General features: G+C 69.1%; 18 protein-coding genes and 1 pseudogene. 9 read left to right on the top strand and 10 right to left on the bottom strand.

The features are described from left to right. Nucleotides 1–81: 81 nt before the first annotated feature. Nucleotides 82–1,551, top strand: a complete 1,470-nt coding sequence (locus tag ACIQNU_RS18270; protein ID WP_401367053.1) for a methyltransferase domain-containing protein — start codon at nucleotides 82–84, stop codon at nucleotides 1,549–1,551. A 56-nt stretch (nucleotides 1,552–1,607) separates the two neighbouring features. On the opposite strand, the gene ACIQNU_RS18265 is transcribed toward ACIQNU_RS18270, so the two are convergent. Then, on the bottom strand, nucleotides 1,608–2,912 hold the full coding sequence (locus ACIQNU_RS18265; RefSeq protein ID WP_401367052.1) for an MFS transporter: 1,305 nt from the start codon (nucleotides 2,910–2,912) through the stop codon (nucleotides 1,608–1,610). Between the two features lie 25 nt (nucleotides 2,913–2,937). Between ACIQNU_RS18265 and ACIQNU_RS18260 the strand changes: the two genes are divergently transcribed. Beyond that, nucleotides 2,938–3,333 (top strand): MerR family transcriptional regulator, encoded by a 396-nt coding sequence (locus ACIQNU_RS18260; protein ID WP_401367051.1) that lies wholly within the window; start codon nucleotides 2,938–2,940, stop codon nucleotides 3,331–3,333. A gap of 224 nt (nucleotides 3,334–3,557) precedes the next feature. On the opposite strand, the gene ACIQNU_RS18255 is transcribed toward ACIQNU_RS18260, so the two are convergent. Further along, on the bottom strand, nucleotides 3,558–5,237 hold the full coding sequence (locus ACIQNU_RS18255; RefSeq protein ID WP_401367049.1) for a helix-turn-helix domain-containing protein: 1,680 nt from the start codon (nucleotides 5,235–5,237) through the stop codon (nucleotides 3,558–3,560). A 256-nt stretch (nucleotides 5,238–5,493) separates the two neighbouring features. Between ACIQNU_RS18255 and ACIQNU_RS18250 the strand changes: the two genes are divergently transcribed. From ACIQNU_RS18250 to ACIQNU_RS18240, 3 genes are all read left to right on the top strand, one after another. Further along, nucleotides 5,494–6,093 carry a hypothetical protein gene (locus tag ACIQNU_RS18250; RefSeq protein ID WP_401367047.1) on the top strand — a complete coding sequence of 200 codons (600 nt, stop codon included), beginning with the start codon at nucleotides 5,494–5,496 and terminating at the stop codon, nucleotides 6,091–6,093. A 204-nt stretch (nucleotides 6,094–6,297) separates the two neighbouring features. Continuing rightward, a complete protein-coding gene (locus ACIQNU_RS18245) occupies nucleotides 6,298–7,572 on the top strand; it encodes a hypothetical protein (protein WP_401367045.1) in 1,275 nt (424 codons plus the stop codon). 218 nt (nucleotides 7,573–7,790) lie between these two features. Beyond that, a complete protein-coding gene (locus ACIQNU_RS18240) occupies nucleotides 7,791–8,261 on the top strand; it encodes a flavodoxin family protein (protein WP_401367044.1) in 471 nt (156 codons plus the stop codon). A gap of 133 nt (nucleotides 8,262–8,394) precedes the next feature. Here the strand turns inward: ACIQNU_RS18240 and ACIQNU_RS18235 are convergent. Next, nucleotides 8,395–8,557: pseudogene (locus tag ACIQNU_RS18235) on the bottom strand (IS5/IS1182 family transposase); the annotation flags it as partial. 343 nt (nucleotides 8,558–8,900) lie between these two features. Between ACIQNU_RS18235 and ACIQNU_RS18230 the strand changes: the two are divergent. After that, nucleotides 8,901–9,113: a hypothetical protein gene (locus tag ACIQNU_RS18230; protein WP_401367042.1), complete on the top strand. Its 213-nt coding sequence runs from the start codon at nucleotides 8,901–8,903 to the stop codon at nucleotides 9,111–9,113. A 55-nt stretch (nucleotides 9,114–9,168) separates the two neighbouring features. On the opposite strand, the gene ACIQNU_RS18225 is transcribed toward ACIQNU_RS18230, so the two are convergent. Further along, nucleotides 9,169–10,053, bottom strand: a complete 885-nt coding sequence (locus tag ACIQNU_RS18225) for a LysR family transcriptional regulator (RefSeq protein ID WP_401367040.1) — start codon at nucleotides 10,051–10,053, stop codon at nucleotides 9,169–9,171. A gap of 301 nt (nucleotides 10,054–10,354) precedes the next feature. Between ACIQNU_RS18225 and ACIQNU_RS18220 the strand changes: the two genes are divergently transcribed. Continuing rightward, nucleotides 10,355–10,855, top strand: a complete 501-nt coding sequence (locus tag ACIQNU_RS18220) for a hypothetical protein (protein ID WP_401367038.1) — start codon at nucleotides 10,355–10,357, stop codon at nucleotides 10,853–10,855. Between the two features lie 448 nt (nucleotides 10,856–11,303). Here ACIQNU_RS18220 and ACIQNU_RS18215 read toward each other — a convergent pair whose 3' ends face one another. The 5 genes from ACIQNU_RS18215 to ACIQNU_RS18195 form a co-directional block, all read right to left on the bottom strand. Next, complete coding sequence (locus ACIQNU_RS18215) at nucleotides 11,304–11,891, bottom strand: RICIN domain-containing protein (RefSeq protein ID WP_401367036.1); 588 nt, start codon at nucleotides 11,889–11,891, stop codon at nucleotides 11,304–11,306. Between the two features lie 143 nt (nucleotides 11,892–12,034). After that, the gene (locus ACIQNU_RS18210; RefSeq protein ID WP_401367035.1) at nucleotides 12,035–13,267 is read right to left on the bottom strand and encodes an ABC transporter permease; all 1,233 of its coding nucleotides are present in this window, start codon (nucleotides 13,265–13,267) and stop codon (nucleotides 12,035–12,037) included. Then, nucleotides 13,264–13,962, bottom strand: coding sequence for an ABC transporter ATP-binding protein (locus ACIQNU_RS18205; protein WP_401367033.1), 699 nt, complete (start codon nucleotides 13,960–13,962; stop codon nucleotides 13,264–13,266). The genes ACIQNU_RS18210 and ACIQNU_RS18205 overlap by 4 nt, the downstream gene beginning before the upstream one ends. Beyond that, nucleotides 13,959–15,011 (bottom strand): peptidoglycan-binding protein, encoded by a 1,053-nt coding sequence (locus ACIQNU_RS18200; protein WP_401367031.1) that lies wholly within the window; start codon nucleotides 15,009–15,011, stop codon nucleotides 13,959–13,961. The genes ACIQNU_RS18205 and ACIQNU_RS18200 overlap by 4 nt, the downstream gene beginning before the upstream one ends. 110 nt (nucleotides 15,012–15,121) lie before the next feature. Further along, nucleotides 15,122–15,589, bottom strand: a complete 468-nt coding sequence (locus ACIQNU_RS18195) for a hypothetical protein (protein ID WP_401367029.1) — start codon at nucleotides 15,587–15,589, stop codon at nucleotides 15,122–15,124. 260 nt (nucleotides 15,590–15,849) lie between these two features. Between ACIQNU_RS18195 and ACIQNU_RS18190 the strand changes: the two genes are divergently transcribed. Beyond that, a complete protein-coding gene (locus tag ACIQNU_RS18190; protein ID WP_401367027.1) occupies nucleotides 15,850–16,566 on the top strand; it encodes a response regulator transcription factor in 717 nt (238 codons plus the stop codon). Then, nucleotides 16,563–18,161, top strand: a complete 1,599-nt coding sequence (locus ACIQNU_RS18185) for a sensor histidine kinase (protein WP_401367025.1) — start codon at nucleotides 16,563–16,565, stop codon at nucleotides 18,159–18,161. The genes ACIQNU_RS18190 and ACIQNU_RS18185 overlap by 4 nt, the downstream gene beginning before the upstream one ends. Nucleotides 18,162–18,176: 15 nt before the next feature. Here ACIQNU_RS18185 and ACIQNU_RS18180 read toward each other — a convergent pair whose 3' ends face one another. Further along, nucleotides 18,177–19,187 carry an SDR family NAD(P)-dependent oxidoreductase gene (locus tag ACIQNU_RS18180; protein ID WP_401367023.1) on the bottom strand — a complete coding sequence of 337 codons (1,011 nt, stop codon included), beginning with the start codon at nucleotides 19,185–19,187 and terminating at the stop codon, nucleotides 18,177–18,179. Between the last annotated feature and the right edge of the window lie 48 nt (nucleotides 19,188–19,235).

Raw genomic sequence — 19,235 nt, 5'->3', positions numbered from 1 at the left:
GCATCCGGCATCCCGCGGCTCCCCCGCGCCGCCATCCCCGTACCCATCCCCGCACAGCAACATAGAAGGGGCTCTCCGCACATGTTCACCACGCAGGAAGCATGGGACCGCGACTACGCCGAAGGGCGCCCTCCCCGGCCGCTCACCGACGCCGAACTCTCGCTGCTCGCCGACCTGCTGCCCGCCGCCGAGGGACGGGCGCTCGACGTGGGGTGCGGGACCGGTGAACTGGCCGCACACCTGGCCTCGGCCGGGTACACCGTGGACGCCGTCGACCGGTCCGAGACCGCCCTCGCCGAGGCCCGCACCCGCCACGGCGACGCGGCCCGCTGGCTTCGACTCGACATCGAGAAGGACGACGGGGCATCGCTGAACGACGACAGCTATGACCTGATCACCCTGCGATGCGTCGCCCCGTTCCTCAGCTCCCGCAACCGAAACCTGGATGCGCTGGGCCGCCGACTGCGGCCGGACGGCGCCCTCGTGCTCATCACACCACTCGCCGCCAACACATCAGCCGAAAGGCGCGACCTCACCCTGGACGAGGACGAACTCGCCCACCTGCAGAACCATTGGGCCGCCGCCGAGCGACACGATGTCGACGGGCTGGCCCTCCTCGTCCTCCGTAGGCCACACCAGGACGAGGCCGCACCGCACGTCGCGGCGCAGCGCGCACCGTCGAAAGCCCACGACGCGGAACGTGACTCCCGGCGCCCGCACCACTTCCACCTGCTGGGGCGCTCGTACGCGCAGGTGGAGTCGGGCCACAAGACCATCGAGGTGCGCGTCGCCACGCCGGAGAACGCGGCCGTCGAAGTCGGGGACGCCATCGTTTTCCACGACCGGGACAGCGACCGGGAACTCGACGTCATCGTGAAGCGGATCACCCGGTACTCCTCATTCGAGGACCTGCGGACTGCGGAGGACCCCGCTCGCATCGACCCGGACTGCCGACGCGAGGACGTGCTCGTCAACCTCCGCACCGCCTACCCGACTGCCAAGGAGGCGCTTGGCGCCCTCGTCTTCGAGTTCGATCACCGTCCCGCACGGCCCGGACATGCCATGCCGATGACCCCGTCGCAGTACGCGCAGACCATCCCCCACCACACGGTGTACGGCTGCCTGTACATCCGCGACGTGCACGACAGACCGGTCCAGCTCCGCTCGGTCTACGGATCCCGGTCCTGGCAGTTCCCCGGCGGCAACCTCGACGCGCAAGGGGAGGATCCACTCCAGACCGCCCAGCGCGAGGCGATCGAGGAGACCGGCCTCGAACTCGGCCTGGAGACACCGAAGCTGCTCCTGACGCACTTCCTGCACGCCGGGCCCCGCGCGCCCTTGAACAGGGTGGGTCTCATCTTCGACGGAGGTCAGCTCAGCGCGGACCAGCTCCGCCGGATCCGCCTCGATCCCGCGGAGCACGACATGTGGGCCGTCCACGAACTCGCCGACTGGCAGGAGTTGATGGCACCGCGGGATTACGCCCGTCTCGACTCCGTCGAACGAGCCCGGCGCGACGAAGGCCCGGCCTACCTCATCACCCACACCTGATCCGCGCCAGACCACCCACGGAGGGAGACTCCGTGCCCGATCCCGGGACACTGCGATCAACCGGGTCGGCCCTCTTCCGGAGGGACGCCGGCACGGGTTGTCGCGTAGCGGGTCCTCGCCCGGACTCCGGCAGCGGCGAAGGCCAGCACAAGTGTCGCGATGCCCGAGACGGCGAGGGTGCGCCGGGGGCCGAGCGTGGCGACGAGCGGGCCGCCGAGCGCGGTGCCCAGGGGTGCGGCGGTGAGCAGGGCGGCGCCGCGGGCGGCCAGGACGGTGGTCAGCCAGGCGGCGGGTGTGCGGTCCTGGAAGAGGGTGAAGGACAAGGCGGTGAAGGGGCCGTAGATCACGCCGCCCAGGGCGAAGCACACGAGGGTGGCGGCCGTCGGGGCGCCGAGCCCGAAGGGCACGAGTGTCAGTCCCCATCCGGCGACGATGACCAGGGTGACGGGCCAGATCGGGAGTCTGCGCAGGCCCCCGACCGTCAGGCTGCCGAGTACCGCACCCACCCCGAAGACCGTCCAGTACAGCCCGAGAACGCTGGACTCGGCGTTGAGGTCTTCGGTGACGTGCAGCGGGAGGGCGACCTCGACCGGTCCGTAGAGGAAGTTGAAGAACCAGGTCAGGGCGAGGATCCCGAGCAGTTCGGGCTGTCCGCGCAGCACACGCAGACCCGATGCCGACCGGGTGGTATCGACGGGCGCGGACGTCGGCGCCGCCTTCACCTCACCGCCCAGTCTGCCTACCTGCACCGCCAGGACGACGAAGGACAGGGCGTTGATGGCGATGATCCAGGCCGGGTTCACGGCCGTCGCCAGGAATCCGGCCAGCGCGGGGCCGATGATGATGGACGCCGAAGCACTGGAGCTGACCAGGGCGTTGGCAGGCAGCCGCCGTTCCGGGGGCAGGATCTGTGCGATGAGGGAGTACTTTCCCGCGCTCCCCCAGGCGTGCAGCACCGACGAACCCGCGAGGAGGACGACGTACAGGATCGGGTGCAGTACCCCAGTCGCCCAGGCCAAGGGCACACCGCCGAGACACAGCGCGCGAAGCCAGCAGTCCACGGCGAGCAGCCGCCGGGCCGGCAGATGGCGCAGCCATCGCCCGAAGACCAGCGCACCGACGGCCCCGGGCAGGGCGTACGCGGCTATCGCAGCTCCGACGTAGAGGCCGGACCGGCCGGGAGGCGCGGTCTGTACGGCCAGCCAGGCCACGGCGACGACGCTCATCCCGTCGCCGAGATCGGAGACCGCCAGGGCCGGCAGGAGCCGCCGGAGCTGGCGGTACGCGAACAGGGACCGATAGGTCAACGGCAGCAGCCGGGTTGTCCGTGCGGGCTTCACCAGCTCAGACTCCTGGTTCAAGCACGCTTGAAGTCAAGGAGGTTCAGTGCGGGACATAGGCATCGGAGAACTGGCACGAAGCGTCGGCATGCGGCCCTCGGCCCTGCGCTACTACGAGGACCTCGGTCTGCTGTCGCCCGCCGGTCGCGTCGCGGGCCGGCGCGTCTACCCCGCGGGCGCCCAGCGGCGGATCGCGCTGATCAAGATGGCACAGCGGGCCGGTTTCACCCTCTCCGAGATCCGTGGCCTCCTCGACTCCGGTGCCGAGCGGGGTGCCACCCGGCAGTGGCGCGCTCTCGCCGAACGCAAGCTGCCCGAACTCGACCGGTTCATCGAAGAGGCCCAGGCACTGCGGAACGCCGTAGCCGAGTGCCTGGCCTGCGGATGCATGAACTTCGAGAACTGCCGACTGCTGACCACCGGAGCGACGGAGGAGGCGTGAGGACTCAGGGAGGCACGATCACTCTGCACCAGGCTGGTGGACGCCGCCTTCGCCGCCCGCGTGGGGCCACGGCACCGCGTGCGCCTCGGACTCGCCGGACGCCGGAGAGGTCACCGTCCGCTCTCGCGGTGGAACCGGCCACCTCGCCCAGAGCCTCGACCCTGGTGCCTGCCAATCGGTGTGCTGGGTGGGCGGTCGGGATGCCGCTGGGGTCTTGAACTCGGTCAGCCCCGTCCGCTGTACCGGATCAGTACCGGTCGCTCCGTGACACGCACCATGTCCCGGTTGCCGATGTCCCGCGCGCTGCTGTCCAGGTACTCGGCCCTCTCAGCGCCCGCGCCGGCGCGGGTGTCGGCGTTGCCTGTGTGGGTCCAGCGGATGCGTGCCGTGCGGGGGGTGTCTCGTTCGTCAGGGATGAGGAATTCGCATTGCCAGACGTTCTCGGGCAGGGCGATCTCGGGGCCGTGGCCGCAGGAGCGGAGGTCCGCGTCGGCCAACCACTGTTGGAGGCGGGCGACGAACAGGGCGGCCTTGGTGGGTGGTTGGCCCTCGGCCTGGAGGACGAGGGGTATCTTGCCGTTGCCCCATGCGTAGAAGTACATACGCTCCAGGTCCCGGTTCCGGGCGTACAGACCCGTCAGGTAGAAGCGGACCGCGTGGTCGGCTGCTGTTTCTTCGTCCAGTGGATCGTTCAGTGGCAGGTTCTGCGTGGTGCCGGTGCTCCACAGTGGCAGGTGATACCCCGCCAGGTGGAACGTCCGGTCGACATTGCGCACTGCTTCGAGCATCGTCTCCGGTGGATCGGTGACCCGACGCTGGTACAGCTTGATTCCCGCCGCATCGCAGTACTGGTAGCCGCCCAATTCGGCGAACCGCAGCAGGTATTCGTGCGCCTCGGTCGTCCACAGCTCGGTGATCGAGGGGCACACCACGGTCGCGTCGGTGTCTTCCTCCCGGATGATGCGGCTTGCCCGCCGGGTCATCTCGACAAGTGTCGTGACGCTGCCGTTGTAGTGGTGGTCGTGGTTCGCCATGACCCATAGTTCGTACGCGTCGATACGGGCACCCGCACGCCGTACCAGAGCGCGCACGAAGGCGTCCCAGTCGTCGAGATCGTCCGGCGGCGCCGCCCGGGAACCGTCCGGATACGCGGCCTTTCGGCCGTTCGGCGCAGCCCAGGCAGGCGTACCACCGAAGACGAACAACGTGGGTAGTCCCGCCCGTTCGGCGCCGTTGAGGAGCCGGTCGAGTGTGGACCAGTCGTACTGCCCGCGTGTGGGTTCCACTTGGGCCCAGCGGGTCTCGCTGTCCCACAGCCTCAGCGCGCCGGTCCGGAAGGAAGGCATGGCCCCGCTGGAGCTGTTCATGGTCACCCCGAACAGTTCCGGATCGACGGGCGTGGGTGTCTTCGCCCAGCTCGTCGACCCGAGCGGCGCCGCCATGGCCGCCGTCGCGGCCTCGTACGGGGCGCTTGCGACGGCGGTGCAGAGAACGGCGAGGGCCATGACGGCGGCGAGAACGTACCTCACGACCAGGGGTCGCCGCCTCGTCGCCGGATCTTCCGGAGCGGCGCTGACGGGCACCCGGGCGACGGCGGTACTGACGACGGGAGACGGGTCGAGATCCACCGTGGCAGACGCTGAACCGGGATCTTGCCCTTGCCCTGTCGCAGCCCTCCAGCATCGCAGGAGTGTGTTGAGTTCGTCCGCGTCGGCTCCGCACTCCTTGGCGATGCGGACGACGACGTCGTACTCCCCCGGCGTGCCCTTGCCGTTGCAGTACCGGTGAAGGGTGGAACTGCTCGCGAAAACTCGCCGCCCCAGCTCCTGGTAGCTGAGGCCACTGCGCTCCCTCAGCCCCGCCAGAACGCCGGCCAACTCCTGGGCTCCCTCTGGCCCGTCCAAGCCCTCCACCCCCGTGACGCCTGCCTCCGAGTCCCGTCCCAGCATTCCACGCGTGTCCCAATCCGTCTGCAACACACCAGGCCAGCGGGGCGGCGGGCGTCCCACGCCGACGTGGAACGCGAGATCGCTGGCCCTCGACCGGGGCGGAACAGCACAGTTGGTCTCGCCGACATGACACGTCGGCATCACACAGGTCCGCGCCCTGCCGAACTCACCTGCACAGGGTGCGCCCGCCACACACATCGGGGGATCGGGAATGAAGCTTCGCCTGCCCATGCTCACCACGGGGGCGGTGGCGTCCGTCATGGTGCTGTCCGCCTGTTCGTCGTCATCAGGGACGGATGGTGCGAAGGACAGCAAGCCGAAGGCCGTTCAGCAGGAGGTCAGGGCCGCGGACACCGCCGGCCTGACGTCCATGGCCGCCGCGTCGTCGTGCACGTACAACTCGTACTCGACCTTCGGCGTCGGCGAGATCGTCAGCTACAAGGGCAAGGACACCGACAAGTACAACGACGGCGTGACCAAGAAGCACGGCCGGGTTCTCAAGCTGATGACCGGGAAGTTCTACGACCGCTCTGCCGGGCGGCTGGAGAAGTCCAAGAAGGGCGACAGGGTCTGGGTCAACATCAGCCACGACAAGGGCAAGACCTGGAAGACCTGCGGCTCCGAGACCTCGGGCAAGAACGGGGACACGATCACCAGCAAGCGGTACATACACAGCAGCGACGACGTGAAGAACCGCTACATGCGGGCCTGCGCCAAGACCTCGGGCTACACCTGGTGTGCCGACATCGGCAACAAGAGCAACACCAACGCCTCCGACGGCCAGAAGCGCTACTGGTGGACCGACAGCTGAGCTTGGATCGGCGCCGGCCTCCGCCACAGTGGTTGAGGCCGGCGCGTCGTCAGGTACCGCCTCCGGCTCAGGTCCAGCACGCTGCCTGGCCTTGTCCACTTATCTATGTCCCATGCCACGAGGGCCTGTTCGACCGCACATGCTCGACTGCACATGTTTGGCATGCCCGCGTCATGGTTGCTCGTGGTGACAGATGGAGGAAACATGCGGAAGAGAACCAAACGCCTCGCGCCTGTCCTGGCGCTGCTGTTCGCGCTGCTGCCCTTACAGTCGGTGGCATCCGCGCAGTCGCCCACGGATGTCGCCGAGGCCCCGGGCGTCGCCGGGGCCCGGGACGTCTCCCAGGCCGGGGAGCACCCTGCCCCCGCGAAGGCCGCACGCTCGGCCGGTGAGCACATCTCGTGCGACGCGCTCGACAAGCGCCTCAAGTCAAAGCGCTCGAAGGTCCCCGACGGGCTGTCGCTGTGCGTCGAGACGACTCCCCGGGCCGATGCCCCGCAGCTCAAACAGGCGACAGAGAAGAGTCCCGCACTTCAGGCGGAAGACAGGCCCGACTGGTGCAACGACCATGTTTTTGACGGATGGTGGCAGACGCGCACCGACGCATGCATGACCCGTGATGTCCAAGGCGTTTTCACCAGGAACGGCGTCCCCGTCGGGGGTGTGAGCTTCCTGGAGTTCAACTACTCCTACAGCGACACCGCCTCCGAGCAGTGGGCGCATCAGATCGAGCTCTACCGCTACTCCACTTGGGGGAGCACGGGAACGCTCTTCGTAGTGGGCAGTGCACGCTGCTCCGGCGACTGCGCCGTCAGGAACGCCGGAGTGCTCGGCGGCCGTATGAATGATCGCGAGGATGTGGACGGGGAATCATTCTTCGCCACTACGGCCACTGGGTCCGGCCAGGTTGGTTTCGCCAGGACGACGTGGGAGTACCGGATCCTCAGCACTTACGCCGGTTTGAGCAATGAAATGGAAGTGGAGTCTCCGGCGAGTCGGGGGGACAACGCCCTACCGGGCGTCTACCGGCCCGGAGTGGTGTTCCCTGAGTACACCCCCACCCTGAACTACAGCCTTGCCCTCTATCCGCAGCTCGCCGGGCATATCAGGGACGCACAGAATTCGGGACTCCCGGGAGCACCTGGGGACACCGCCCTGGAAAGGCTGACGGACACTGATAAACGGGACGACAACCGTAATCGGTCGTGCCCCAGTAGGTACCCTCGGCCTGACGGGAAGAGTTGCGACGAGTATCCCTTTGCCTCCACATGGCAAGGGGCCAGCACCGCAAACCCTGTGGGCGTTGCCCGCACCTTCGGCTGGTGCAACATCACCGAGCCCAGCGGAACAGGGCCCGTCGGCTACAGCGTGTGCATGATCGATGCCACAGAGAACAGCCGGGGCGGGTCCGAGCTGGGCTCCTTCTACAGAACTGAGCGCATCATCGAAAAGGATGCGTTCTTCGTCGATACCTACTGATGACCTGACGAGGATTCACCTACGAGGTGACTTCCACGACTGAACTCTCCCCTGGAGCCGGGAGGTTTGACGACGTACTCGCGCGTCGTCACGTACAGCATCAGCGTTCAGGACGCGTGGCACCCCCATGTGGTGTGGCGGCCATCACGCTCGGGTGGTGTCACGTCCGACGCCGCTGTGTGGTCCTGACTACGGAAGCGAGAGAAAGGATCGTGAGGATGAAGGCCGTCATCGTGTGCGTCTCCGTGTCGCACGGCAATACGCGTCGTGTCGCCGACAGCATGGCCCAGGTACTGGGCGCGAAGGTCGTCTCGCCCGAACAGGCCGACCTGACGGAGCTGGCCGAGTCCGATCTCGTGGGATTCGGCTCGGGCGTCTTCTACAGCAGGCTCCACCCCCGCCTGACCGAGTTGGTCAAGGCGCTTCCCAGCGGGCGGGGCCGGGCGTTCGTGTTCGCCACCAGCGGGTTTCCCGAGATTCCGCTGCTGCCTTTCACCCGCCCTCTGGTCCAGCTCCTCGAAGGCAAGGGATTCGAGGTGGACGGGAGCTTCTCGTGCCGGGCGTTCGACACCTGGACGCCCTTCAAGCTCGTGGGCGGAATCAACAAACAGCGGCCGAACATCGGGGACCTGGCCGCCGCGCGGGCGTTCGCCGGGAGGCTGCGGGACGGACGGGGCCTGGTGTCCTGACAGATACCGCGCGACGGGCCGCTGCCGTCTCCGAGAGCGCCCGGGTACACCGCACCGGCCACACGACGGATGGTGGCCGACAAGGCAGCCACCCGGACCGCGAGGCCAGCAACGGTGTGGGCGCTCGGCCGGGCCAGGGTGTGCTGTCGATACGGTTGCCCGGCAGCGGTCGGCCGGCCCCGCGACGGCCAGCCGGGTGTCGGTGCCGATGACGACCTGCGGTGGGTCGAATTCCGGTAGTTCTTCGACTGCTCGGGGACCTTGTGGTCGCGGGTGGGGACCAGGGTGCCGTACACGGTTCCGGCCTCGACGACGCGGCCACCAGCCTCGTCCATTTGCGCGCTCGCGAGTACGACCACACCTCGGGCCGATTCCTTTCCGCCCAGCACGCCCCGGAGCAGCGGCGGCGGAGCGAAACTCCTTACCAGTTCTCCAGAGACTGGAATATGGTCGTCAACGGTGCCTGCGTGCCGTTGGCGGCCGGTGGCTGCGGACCTCCCCCGTGAGATGTAGCCGTGGTGTTTCGGAGTAATCGGAGCGCGTAATGAAAGGGAGTTCTCTTGGCCCGCGAAGCACTGACCGTCTGTCTGCCACCCTGGAGCCGACCACGTCCTGTGTGACCGCTTCGGACAGCGAGCGGTGGGGGAATTCGGTGTCGGACGGGAACGTTTCCTGCGCCGCAAGTCATGCGAAAGCCTTACCCGTGACGCCCTTCTGACTCTCGACGGCAAGTGGATTACCCCGGAGTCCCTGGCGTACGAGGAGTACGGGGAATACATCGAGTTCTTCAACACGTACATCGACCAATTGTCCCCGAACGCCGTGCTGGTGAACATCACCTTCCACTCGTGACCGAGGCGTGGGTCTCAGCAAGTTCGCCTGGCGCCAGTGCACTTCGTCCGTTGGTTCAGTCAACGGCGTCTTGCAGCAGATCCCTCAGTGTCAGTGCCGCTGGTAGCGGGGCTGCTGGCAGCGCCACATGGACGGTCCGGCGCAGGGCCGGGTCGGTGAGGCGGCACAGGGCGAGTTCGTCGGGGACCGCGCGGGCGGCCAGCGAGGGGACCAGCGCCACCCCCAGTCCGGCTGCCGCGTAGCCGAACTTCCCGGTCCATTCAGCGATCCGGATGACTTTCCTGGGGGTGAAGCCCGCCCGTGCGCAGGCATCGGCGAGCATCGTAGGACGGTCACCGTACGCGCTGTGAAGCCATGCCTCGTCCCGCAGTTCACGCAGGTCGACCGTTTGGGCGCCGGCCAGGCGGTGCGCGCGCGGGAGAGCCACGAACAGTTCGTCCTCGCACAGCACGGTCGTCGTGACACCGTCGGCCGACGGCAGACCGGACGGGTAGTCGCTGACGACAGCAAGGTCCAACGCCCCGTCCGCGAGGCGCTCCATCAGCGTGTCGGTCGAGCCCTCGACCGCGATGACCTCGACATCAGGCTTGGCGTGCTGGAGTGCCCGCAGGGCGGTGGGCACGAGCGAGATGTTGGCGGTGGCGAAGGCCCCCGTGTGCAGCAGTCCGCCGTTCCCCGCGTTCAGCACGGCCAGTTCCCGCGCCGCCCGCGCCAGCCGGTCGAGCACATCCATGGCGTGCCGGTGCAGTGTACGGCCGGCGGGATTGAGCCGTACGCCCCGAGGGAGCCGTTCGAACAGCGGTCCGCCCGCCTGCTGTTCCAGCGCGGCGATCCGCCGGGATACCGCGGACTGTGTGTAGTTGAGCCGGGCCGCCGCCTTGGTGAACGATCCGGTCTCTGCCACGGCCACGAGCAGCCGCAGCGCGTCGACCTCGAACATGCGCCTCCCCCTTCACGATCCTCCGGACATCGCCCGTCCTCCCACAACCCATTCTCCAGATGCATGGGCTCTATGCAATCCAGTCGCTGGTGGAATGCTTTGGCCCGCCCTAACGTCGTTCACGCGGCGGGGCTTCGCCGGGGGGAACTGTCCCGCCGCACCACGTCAAGGTCGAGCGGATGGTCCCCCGCACCCGTCTGCTCGCTCAACTCATCATGCGGACACAGCACCGGCCCGACCGTGACCGGCATGGCTCTGCGTGAAACGCGGCTCGGACTTTCTCCAGGGGAGACGATTCATCATGCGACGTGGCGTGGACGGGCTTGGCCTCGGCCTCGGCAAGAAGCTCGGTAGTTATCCCATCGCGGGAGTGGGAGGCGGCCTGACGCAGATGGCGCGGCGGGTCGGCGTGGTTCTGTACGTCATCTTGATCGTCTGCTTGCTGGCCATCGCGCCCCCAGCGGCGTTCGCCAAGGGCGCCGTCATGACAGCGGTGGTGTTCGTCCTGTTCGGCCTCATGCTCGCATGGCGTCGTATGTCCGCCAGGTTCGGACTCAGGCGGTGCTACCTCTATACGGAAGGCCTGGTCGTCACCAATCTGTTCGGCGGCGTGCAGGACGCGGTGGCGTGGAGCGAGGTGACCCTGCTGAACCGGCTCAGCGGCGCGTCGGTCTTCATGACCTTCCACCGGATCGAGATCGCACGGCGCGGCCTCAGGCCTCTGGCGTTCCTGGCGATGGGCCTGAAGCCCCCTCTGGTGGACGCTCTGCTCGGCCAGTTGGCCAAGAACGGCATTCGCTGAAAGCGGTACGGGCCGACTGGGTCGACGCCTTGGCCGACCCTGATGACGATCGGCCGTTCGGGAAGGAGGTGTGAGTGCTGGGCCGTGGATCGTGGATGCCGGCTTGTGGAGGCTGATCAAGCTACTGCTGCCGCAATGGCCGGAGTGCTCACCTGGGGCTCGGCCGGTAACAGAGCGGCTGTGCCTTGAGGGCATCCTGTACGTGCTCCACCACGACACAGCCTGGCAACTCCTTCCCTGGAGCAGGGGTTCGGCCCCGGGTGAATCGAAACCTCCGGCGACGTCGCCCCCACGACGTCGCCCCCACCGCCGGCTCACACGCACTCCTCCTACAGCTGTCTACGCCGCCAGGTCCCGTGTGCGATGCCGGGCCGGCCTGCCCGGCATCGCCATCGGAATCGACGCCACCCGAATCGACGCCGTCCTCGTTCACCGTGAGAGGCCGAAGTCAGCAAACGGAAGGCATGGGGCCGCACGGGTCGCCGCCGCTGCCGTACTCCTCCCCCGGCGTGAACCACCACCGCTGCGCGCCCGTGCCGTTGCGCGGGTGCAGGTAGGGGCGGGCGCCGGAGTGCCAGAGGGCGCCGGGGGCGTCGAGGACGAGATCGGAGGTGTCGTTGACCAGGGTTCTCCAGCCGCCCGAGAGGTCGGGGTTGCCGCCCTCGAACCGGAACCTCTGGGCGTCGGACTTGTTGCAGGTCCACACCTGAAGTTCCTGGCCGCTGCGGGCGTTGTTGTTCGGGATGTCGAGACAGCGTCCGGACGCCTTGTTGACGAGGTGGACCTTGGTGTTCAGGCCGGTGCCCCACATCTCCTCGTACCAGTACTGCGCCTTGGTGCCGTTGCAGGAGTAGAGCTGGACCGGCGCCCCGTCGTACGGACCGCTGTTCTGGGCGTCGAGGCAGAGTCCGCCGATCTTGATCTCGCCGGGCGCTCCTCCGGAAGCGTAAGCGGGGCTCGTGGCCAGGCCGAGCATGATGCTGGTGGCGGCCATGGTGGCGGCGGCGAGACCTGCGGCGGCGAGGCGGCGTTTCATGGTGGACCGTGCTTTCTTCAATGGTGGGAGGTGGTTCGCGGTGGCGTTCGCTCCCGCTGTCGAAGAACGTAGGTCCGGGGTGTAAACGATCACTGGAAGATCGATAAACGGGCCTTCCTTACGGCATCGGTTCGATGCCCGGCTCATGGTGCGGCCAGCGCTTCCGTTGGGGAGAGGCGGGCGGCGCGGATGGCGGGGTAGAGGCCGGCCAGGGCTCCTATCGCCAGTGTGGCGGTGATACCGCCCGCCACCGCCCATGCCGGTACGACCATGGGCCAGCCCTGGTAGCGGGCGAAGGCGGCGGTCGCCGCGCCGCCGAGGACGGCGCCGCCCAGGCCGCCGAGTGCGGACAGGAGCAGCGACTCGGCGAGGAACTGGGTGCGGATCTGGCCACGAGTGGCGCCCAGTGAGCGGCGCAGGCCGATCTCCGCCCGCCGTTCCAGCACCGAGATCACCATGGTGTTGGCGACGCCGACCCCGCCGACCAGCAGGGCGACCGCGCCGACGCCCAGCAGCAGGCCCGTGAAGGCCTGCCCGGCGGCCTGCTTGGCGGCCAGCGCGTCGGAGGGGCGGGAGACCTGGACCTCACCGGGCGCCTCGGGGTTGGCGGTGGCGCCCAGCATCTCGCTGACCTGTTCGACGTGCGCGTCCTGGGTGCGGCTGAAGATGGTGGTCGGGCGGCCGTCGAAACCCAGTTGGGTCCGGGCGGCCGACCAGCCGACGAGGGCCCCGGAATCCAGCTCGGGGGCGAGCGGGGCCTCGTCGAGAATGCCGACCACGGTGAACCAGCCCTTGCCGATGAGTACTTGGGTACCGATCTTGGCGTGTCCGATGCCGAGGCGTTCGGCCGCGGTCGTGCCCAGCACCGTGGCCGGGTATCTCCCCACGGCGTCGTTGAGCCAGGTGCCGCTGCGGAGCTTGACGCCGACGGTGGCACGCAGGTCGGTACGGGCGGCGTAGGCGGCGAGTCCGTTCGTCTCGATCCTGGGCGTCTTGTCGTTGCGGTAGACGTCGGCGTCCTTGATCTCGCCGATCGCGGACACCGATTCCACCTGGCGGATGCGGCCGATCATCCTCTCCGCCGTGTCGGGCAGCGCGGCGTTCCCTCCGGACAGGGTCTGGCCGGGTGAGACGGTGAGCAGGTTGGTGCCCAGTGCGTCGAGGGTGCGGTCGAGTTCGGCCCGCGACGACGACGAGATTCCCACCACGGCGACCATCGCGGCGATACCGATCGCGATGCCGAGCGCGGAGAGGAAGGCGCGCATCGGACGGGTGCGCAGGCCGACCAGTCCGACCCGGACCACATCGCGTGGTCGTAGGCGGGCCGGGCGGAGGTCATCGGCGTCCGTCGGCGGCCGGTGCGTGCCGGCGGTCATCGGACCACCCCCGGCAGGGCGGTCCCGGAGCGGCTGCCGGTGTCCTCGACGATGCGGCCGTCGCGCATCCGTACCTGGCGGGGCAGGCCGGCGGCCAGCTCCCGGTCGTGCGTGATGATCACGACGGTGGTGCCGGCGGCGTGCAGATCGCGCAGCAACCGCATCACTCCGGCGCCGGCGGCGGAGTCCAGTGCGCCGGTCGGCTCGTCGGCGAGCAGCAGCGCCGGCCGGCCGGCCACCGCGCGGGCGATGGCGACGCGCTGCCGTTCGCCTCCGGACAGCTCGTGCGGCTCGTGGTCCAGCCGGTGGCCCAGGCCGACACGGCCGAGCACCTCGGCCGCGCGGCGGCGCCGCTCGACCGGACGCAGGCCCGTATAGAGCAGCCCGTCGGCCACGTTGTCCCGGGCCGAGGTGCCGGGGGCGAGGTGGAACTGCTGGAAGACGAACCCGACCGTACGGGCCCGCAGCGCGGAGAGCCTGGCATCGGGGAGGGCGCCTGTGTCCCACCCGTCGAGGTGCACGGTGCCGGTGGTGGGCTTGTCGAGGGTGCCCAGGATGTGCAGCATGGTGGACTTTCCCGAGCCGGACGGGCCGACGATGGCGAGGAGTTCGCCGCGGGCGATGTCGAGACGGACGGTGTCGAGCGCGGTGACTCCACCGGAATAGGTCTTGCTGACGTCGGTCAGGGTGATCATTCGGGCATCCCCACCTTGGTGCCCTCGGTGATGCCGGCACCGGAGATCTCCACCTGACCGTCGGCGAACAGGCCGACCCGGATGGGGACATAACGTGTCGTGGCTGCCCCTTCGTCGACGACCTCCACGCCGAAGCCGCCCTGAGGCAGTACCAGTAGCGCTGCCACCGGCACGGTGAGCACGTCCTTGCGGGTGCCGGTGGTGAAGTCCACTTGCACCGCCGCCTGCTCGTAACCGGCCACGGCCTTCGGCGCCTTCTTGCCGTCGGGTGCGACGACCAGGTCGAGCTTCGTCTTCGCGGCTTCCTTCTCGGTGGCCGCCTGCACCTTCGTGGAGACGTCGGTGACCGTGCCGGTGACCGTGCTGTCGTCGGGGAGCCGGACGCTGACCTTGGTGCCCTTCTTGGCCAGTTGCCGGTCGGCGGCGTCCAGTTCCAAGGTGACCGCCTTGTCCACGCCCGTGTACGACAGGATCTTGGCGCCCGGCCCGATCTGGTCGCCCTTCGCGGCCTCGCGGCTCTCGACGCGCACCTGCCCGGCCGTGAACACCACCCGTCCCAGCTCGACCTTTCCGGTCTCGGTCAGGCCCCTGTCCTCCTGCCACTGCTCGACCGCTTGGGCGGTCAGGTCGCTGTATTCCTCGTCAACGGTGAATCCGGTGTACCCGAGCGCGGCCAGGTTGGCCTCCAACTGCTTGACGTCCGGCCCTTCGGTCCCCGTCGCCAGGTCGCGGAAGGCGGGTTTCGCGCCGTACATCAGCACCACCGGCTGGTTGTCCAGCTCGTAGAGCATCTGGCCCCGGCCGATCGGCTTGCCCTCGGCGGACAGCGCGGTGAGGGTGCCGGCCAGTCGGCCGGTCACGGTGGTGGACGGGCCGTAGCCCAGCTCGCCGTCCTCGGTGCGCGTGGCCTTGAGCGTCTGCTTCGTGACCGTGGTGGTCTTCGGCGGCAGCTCGCCTGTCTGCGAACCCTGCGAACTCTCGCCTCCCACCGTGAACCAGGCGGCGGTGAGTGCGCCGCCGGCAGCGAGGACAACGCCGGTGACCAGCACCTTCCTGCCCCGTCGCGCACTACGGCGCCGGGGCGATGCGGACGGCTCGGAGGGCTCGGAAGGCTCGGACGGTGTCTCCTCCGCCGGCCCCATGGCGTCCGGCCCGCCCCTCACTGCTCCTCCGGGTTGGGCAGCTCGGCCTGGCACTTCTTCTCCGCGGCCTCGCGGTCGGGGTCGTCGACGGCTTCCGGCACGGGCGAGAAGCCGCCGTCGGGCCTGGGGTCGGGCCAAGCCTCCACGCCGTTCTCCCGCATGCACTTGGCCATCGTCAGCCCGTTCTGCACGTCCTCCTTGTGGTCGTCGGAGTCACCGGTGTTCGGCGGTTGGTACTTGCGGCACGCCTCCATGGCCTTGTCCATCTTCTGCGGGTCCACGTCCTTGACCGGAGCGGGAGCGCCGTTCACCGGGTCTTCCACGTCCAGCCCCTGCTCGCGCAGGCACTTCGCGAGCTTCAGTGCCTGCTTCTGGAAGTCGGACTTGTCCGAGCCGCCCACGCCGCCGGATCCGCAGCCGGCCAGCACCAGGGCCAGCGCCGGCGCTGCGACCGCCATCAGCGTGCGACTCAGTTTTCGTCCCATCGTTGCCACTCCTCGTCCCTGCGTCCCGTCGGCTTCCGCTCCGGAGCCGATCGGTCGTACGGACTGATCGTGGGGCGGCAGCATCAGCCGGTCTTGAGCGCGACCTCAGAGCTTCCTGAAGGAGCGACGCCCGCCCGAGGGGGTCTCAGCAATCCCTGAGCGGGCCCTGAGCTGATCCTCAGCGGATCCTCAGCCCGCTCTCAGACCGGCGCGGCACGATGCCGGCACGGCCACATCGACTCCAGGTACGGGAGGCACGGATGGATGAGGCGAACGAGGAACGCCGGTCGGCGCCGAAGCCACGGCTGCTGCTGGTCGAGGACGAGCCGAACCTTCTCGAAGTGCTGGCCGGCAGTCTGCGTTTCGCCGGATTCGACCCGGTCACCGCGGCCACCGGGCAGGAGGCGCTGGCCGCGGCTCGGCGGCATCGCCCCGACGTCGTCGTCCTCGATGTGATGCTGCCCGACATGGACGGCTTCGAGGTCCTGCGCCGGTTGCGCGCGGACACGCCCGTGCCGGTGCTGTTCCTCACCGCCCGGGACGCCACCGAGGACAAGGTCCGCGGTCTGACGATCGGCGGCGACGACTACATCACGAAGCCGTTCAGCCTGGACGAGGTGATCGCCCGGATCCATGCCGTGATGCGCCGGCAGCGCCGGACCCCCGATCTCCCGGCCACCCGGCTGGCCTTCGCCGACATGGAGCTGGATCAGGAGATGTACGAGGTGCGGCGCGGCGGCGAGCGGATCGCCCTGTCCCCCACCGAGTTCAAGCTGCTGCGCTACTTCATGGCCAACCCCGGCAGGGTGCTGTCCAAGGCACAGATCCTCGACCACGTGTGGAACTACGACTTCCGCGGGGATGGCGGCATCGTCGAGACGTACGTCCACTCCGTGCGCCGCAAGATCGGCGAGCCGCAGGCCCGGTTGATCCACACCGTGCGCGGAGTCGGCTACGTGCTGCGGCTCCCGTCGTGATCCGGCGCGCGTTCGGACAGTTGTCGCTGCGCGCGTTCGGACCGTCGCCGCTGCGCGTGTTCGGAAGGTTGTCGCTGCGGTTCCGGCTGGTGACCGTGGTCCTTCTGCTTGTCGCCGTTGCGCTCACCGCCATCAGCACCGCCGGGGTGGTGGTCCTGCGCGGGCAACTGCTGGACCGGACCGACGCCCAGCTCGATCTCGCGGCCCTGGGGCATCCCGGCTCCCCGATCAGCGACGACGCGGCCGACCGTGACGTGCCCGAGAAACCGCGTACGAATGCCGTGGGGGCGGTGGGGCTCTACCGGGTCCAGCAGTACGACGCCGACGGGAAGTTGGTGAACGACCCCCGTGAGCCGGCGGCTGGGGCCAGGGACTCGTTGTCGCCGCAACCGCAGGTTCTCGACGTCCCCGAGGACGCGGCCTGGCTGAAGGAGCACGCGGGCCGGCCGATGACCATGGCGTCGAAGCCGGGTGACGGCAGCTGGCGCATCCTGATCCGGCCGCTTCCGGAGACGTCGTCACCGGGGTGGATCCTGATCGCGATGGCCCTCGGCGACCAGGACGCCACCATTTCCGAACTGGTGACCGTCGACGTGACCGTGGGCGCACTCGGCCTGCTCGCCGTCGCCGCCGCCGGAGTCGTGCTCGTAGGGGCGGCTCTGCGTCCCCTCGCCAAGGTGGAGAGGACGGCGGTCGCCATCGCCGCCGGGGACCTGACCCGGCGCGTCCCGGAGCATCCGCCGCGCACCGAGCTGGGCCGGCTCGGCCACGCTCTGAACGGGATGCTCGGTCAGATCGAGGAAGCGTTCCGGGCGCGGGCCGACTCGGAGTCGACGGCCCGGCGCTCGGAGGAGCGCATGCGGAGGTTCGTGTCGGACGCCGGCCATGACCTGCGTACGCCGCTGGCGGTCATCCGCGCCTGGGCCGACTACTCCCGTCGCGGCCCCCGCCCCGATCGCGCCGAACTTGAGCGGATCCTGGCCGTCGTGGGAGCGGAGGCGACCCGGATGGGCACCCTCGTGGAGGACCTCCTGCTCCTCGCCCGGCTGGACCAGCAACGCCCGTTGCGGCGGCGACCGGTCGACATGCTCGCACTGGCCGCCGACGCGGCACGCGACGCCCGCCTGCTCGCCCCGGACCGTGACATCCAGCTCACTGCGGACGACCGCACAGTCCATGTCGTCACCGGAGACGAGGACCGCCTGCGCCAGGTACTGAGCAACCTCACCGGCAATGCCCTCATCCACACACCCCCCGGCACCCCGGTGTCCCTCACGCTCCGGCCCGGCCGTCTCGGCGAGATGCCGGCCCTCGTACTGGACGTCGCGGACCGGGGTCCGGGTCTCACGCCGGAGCAGGCCGAGCGGGTCTTCGAGCGCTTCTACCGCACAGACACCTCACGCACCCGTAACACCGGCGGCTCCGGCCTCGGCCTCGCCATCGTCGCTTCACTGGCTGCCGCCCACGGCGGCACGGTGAGCGTGGACAGCTCACCCGGCGCGGGAGCCACCTTCCGCGTCGTCCTGCCGCTCGCGAACGCCGACACACCTTCGCGCGAACGCCGCGCGCCGTCCGACGCGCCACCCGCCCCATGAAGACGACCCGTGGGGCTACTTCACACGGCCGGGAGCGGTGGACACGCCGGTCGCCGGACAACTGCCCACCGACAGGAGGCGCAGCGAAAGGTCCCACAGCCGGGAGGCGTTGGCGGGGTCGACGGCGTACGGTGCGACACCGCCGGAGTTGTCACCCTGCGCGGAGAGCGGCTCACTGGTGGGTGCTGATTCGTTCAGGTCCTCGAAGTACCGGCCGCCGACGCCGTCGAGCAGCGGCGAGGCCGCGAGGAGGACGGAGGTGGCGGCGCCCTGACGGGCGGTCTTCCAGGGCACGTGCGCGGCGCCCCCGAACTGGGCGTTGAGTCGGCGGTGGTAGTCGTCGCCCTGGAACCGGTCCAGCCGGGTGTTGATACCGCCGGGGTGCAGGGCGTTGGCGGTGATGCCGTCGCTGTGCCACCGCCGGTCGGCCTCGACGGCGAAGAGGATGGTCGCGGTCTTCGACTGTCCGTAGGCAACCCACGGGTCGTACGGGCGATGGTCGAAGTTGACGTCGTCGAAGTCGACCGGGGCGCGCCGGTGGGCGACGGAGGAGACCACGACGATCCGCGCGGCATCCGAGGCCGCCAGCGCGTCGTGCAGCCCGAGGGCCAGCGCGAAATGGCCGAGGTGATTGGTGGCGAACTGCAACTCGACACCGCGGTCGGTCACCTGCCGGGTCGGCGGCGCCATGATGCCCGCGTTGTTGACGAGAACGTCGAGCGGCCCGTGCCACTCCCCCACGAACGCCTCGACGCTCTCGATCTTCGTCAGATCCAGGTCGGCGACGTGCACCCGGGCGCCCCCGACGCTCGCAGCGATCTCTTCCGCCGCCGCCAGGCCGGATTCCCGCCGACGCACCGCGAGGGTCACCTCGGCTCCGGCACCGGCGAGTGCCCGCGCGGTTTCGCGTCCGATACCGGAGGAACCGCCGGTGATCACCACTCTCCTGCCTGTCATGTCGATTCCGGCGATGACCTCATCGGCGGTCGCCGTGGGCGGGAATCCGCTGATGATCCTCTCGGTCATCGGATTCTCCTTTCCTTCCGATGCCGTCCGCGTTGCCGGGCCGCGGTC

This window comes from Streptomyces sp. NPDC091292 (assembly GCF_044757265.1).
GTDB lineage: Bacteria > Actinomycetota > Actinomycetes > Streptomycetales > Streptomycetaceae > Streptomyces.
This window is presented reverse-complemented; position numbering and strand designations above follow the sequence as displayed.

Bases quoted from the DNA above. Each gene is read 5' to 3' on its own strand.
- ACIQNU_RS18250 (WP_401367047.1), top strand. From the start codon at position 5,494: ATGAAGCTTCGCCTGCCCATGCTCACCACGGGGGCGGTGGCGTCCGTC.
- ACIQNU_RS18205 (WP_401367033.1), bottom strand. From the start codon at position 13,962: ATGATCACCCTGACCGACGTCAGCAAGACCTATTCCGGTGGAGTCACC.
- ACIQNU_RS18210 (WP_401367035.1), bottom strand. From the start codon at position 13,267: ATGACCGCCGGCACGCACCGGCCGCCGACGGACGCCGATGACCTCCGC.
- ACIQNU_RS18240 (WP_401367044.1), top strand. From the start codon at position 7,791: ATGAAGGCCGTCATCGTGTGCGTCTCCGTGTCGCACGGCAATACGCGT.
- ACIQNU_RS18220 (WP_401367038.1), top strand. From the start codon at position 10,355: ATGCGACGTGGCGTGGACGGGCTTGGCCTCGGCCTCGGCAAGAAGCTC.
- ACIQNU_RS18270 (WP_401367053.1), top strand. From the start codon at position 82: ATGTTCACCACGCAGGAAGCATGGGACCGCGACTACGCCGAAGGGCGC.
- ACIQNU_RS18180 (WP_401367023.1), bottom strand. From the start codon at position 19,187: ATGACCGAGAGGATCATCAGCGGATTCCCGCCCACGGCGACCGCCGAT.
- ACIQNU_RS18225 (WP_401367040.1), bottom strand. From the start codon at position 10,053: ATGTTCGAGGTCGACGCGCTGCGGCTGCTCGTGGCCGTGGCAGAGACC.
- ACIQNU_RS18245 (WP_401367045.1), top strand. From the start codon at position 6,298: ATGCGGAAGAGAACCAAACGCCTCGCGCCTGTCCTGGCGCTGCTGTTC.
- ACIQNU_RS18190 (WP_401367027.1), top strand. From the start codon at position 15,850: ATGGATGAGGCGAACGAGGAACGCCGGTCGGCGCCGAAGCCACGGCTG.
- ACIQNU_RS18215 (WP_401367036.1), bottom strand. From the start codon at position 11,891: ATGAAACGCCGCCTCGCCGCCGCAGGTCTCGCCGCCGCCACCATGGCC.
- ACIQNU_RS18195 (WP_401367029.1), bottom strand. From the start codon at position 15,589: ATGGGACGAAAACTGAGTCGCACGCTGATGGCGGTCGCAGCGCCGGCG.